General features: G+C 66.5%; 2 protein-coding genes. One reads left to right on the top strand and one right to left on the bottom strand.

The annotated features are described in order from the left end of the window. A partial coding sequence (locus VN047_RS02130) for an ABC transporter permease (protein ID WP_325539551.1) occupies nucleotides 1-913 on the top strand: 913 nt, incomplete at its 5' end. Nucleotides 914-931: 18 nt separating this feature from the next. Here the strand turns inward: VN047_RS02130 and trmB are convergent. Continuing rightward, nucleotides 932-1,654, bottom strand: coding sequence for a tRNA (guanine(46)-N(7))-methyltransferase TrmB (gene trmB / locus VN047_RS02135; RefSeq protein ID WP_325539553.1), 723 nt, complete (start codon nucleotides 1,652-1,654; stop codon nucleotides 932-934). Between the last annotated feature and the right edge of the window lie 53 nt (nucleotides 1,655-1,707).

The following is a 1,707-nucleotide window of genomic DNA, read 5'->3' on the forward strand; positions in this document are numbered from 1 at the left end:
GGGCGCGTTCAACCTCGCCCCGCAGGGCGCGGTCACCGCGATCAACCGCGAGGGCCGGCGCTTCACCCCCGGTTTCGTCGACGTCGACCCGCATTTCTTCGCGCTGACGGGGCTTCAGCCGCTGGCCGGGCGCGTCTTCTCGCCCGAGCGCGGCGGCAATGCAGCGCGCCGCGAGCTTGTCGTCAACCAGACCGCCGCTCGCCATTTCGGCTTCGGGTCGCCGCAGGCCGCGATCGGCCAGCCGCTCGCGATCTCGTTGCAGGTGGGGCCCAATCCGCCCACCGAACCCTATGTGATCATCGGTGTCGTGCCCGATGCCGCGGCGAGCGTGCTCGAGCCGGCGGGCGAGCTGATATACAATGCGGGGACGCCCGAATGGGGTGTGCTGGCGGTCGAAACAGACCCGGCTGCGCTGCCCGAGGTGCGCCGCCATCTTGACCGGCTGGGGCGCGTGATGGGGGACGGCGGGCCACTCAAGATGCGCCTGCTCGCGCAGATCGAGGCGGATCGGTACCGTGCTACAATCGTTCAGGGACGCGTGATCGGTGCGTGCGCGCTGGTGGCGCTGGGGATTGCTGCCATGGGACTGTTCGCGCTGTCGGCCTTCACCGTCGATCGCCGGACCAAGGAAATCGGCATCCGGCGCGCCATGGGAGCGTCACCGGGTGCAATCGTCGGGCTGTTGCTCTGGCAATTTCTGCTGCCGGTGCTTGTTGCCTGCGCGATTGGAATCGGCCTGAGCTATGTGGTCATGGCTCGCTGGCTCGAGCAATTCGCCTCGCGCATCGATCCAGACCTCTGGATTCTCGCGGGCATTGCGGTCGGGACGATTGCTTTTGCGATGGTCGTGATGTGGGCGCAGGTTGTTGCCGCCGCGCGAGGCCGGCCGGTTGACGCGCTTCGTCATGAATAACCACCTGGCAAGGCGTGCCTATCTTGCGTCGGTCCGGCGCCAGCGGAAATACCAGACCTCGTGCCCCTGCGAGCGCGCTTTCGCCTCGTAGCGCGTTTCGGGCCATCCGCCGGGACGGACCAGGAAATCCTGCGCATCTTGTGCCAGCCATTCGAACTGGTGGCGGTGCCGCCGCATGACCATCAGCGCGTGGGCGAGGTAGACGGGATGATCGGTACCGAATCGGAATTCGCCGCCGGGTTTCAGCTTCGCCGCGATCAGGTCGACCGGCCCGTCGTTCATCATCCGCCGCTTCGCGTGACGCGCCTTGGGCCAGGGATCGGGGTGGAGCAGGTAGGCGAAGCTCAGCGTTTCGTCCGGAATACGGCGCAGAACTTCCAGCGCATCGCCATGATGGATGCGGACATTGCCGATCGGAAGACGCTCGCCATGATCGCCCGCGACATGGACGAGGGCTTGCGCCACGCCGTTGACGAAAGGTTCGGCGCCGATGAAGCCGTGATCGGGCAGCATGTCGGCGCGCCCCGCCATATGCTCGCCGCCGCCGAAGCCGATCTCGAAATGCAGGGGACGGTCATAGCCGAACAGGCGTTCGGCGGTGACTTCGCCTTCGGTGGGTACTGCAATCTGGGGGAGCAGCGTTTCTACGAGATCCTGCTGTCCCGCGCGCAGGGGTTTACCCTTCGAACGGCCGTAAAGGCGGTTGAGGGTCGTGGGATCGCCGGGCTTGTGTGCAGTCATGGCGGGCGCGTTAGCCGCGCAGCGCGAAGGCGGCAAGCGCCCGGATATAAAAG

The sequence above is a fragment of the Sphingopyxis sp. genome, assembly GCF_035565275.1.
Classification (GTDB): domain Bacteria; phylum Pseudomonadota; class Alphaproteobacteria; order Sphingomonadales; family Sphingomonadaceae; genus Sphingopyxis.

Coding starts and splice junctions, on each gene's coding strand:
- trmB (WP_325539553.1), bottom strand. CDS start 1,654: ATGACTGCACACAAGCCCGGCGATCCCACGACCCTCAACCGCCTTTAC.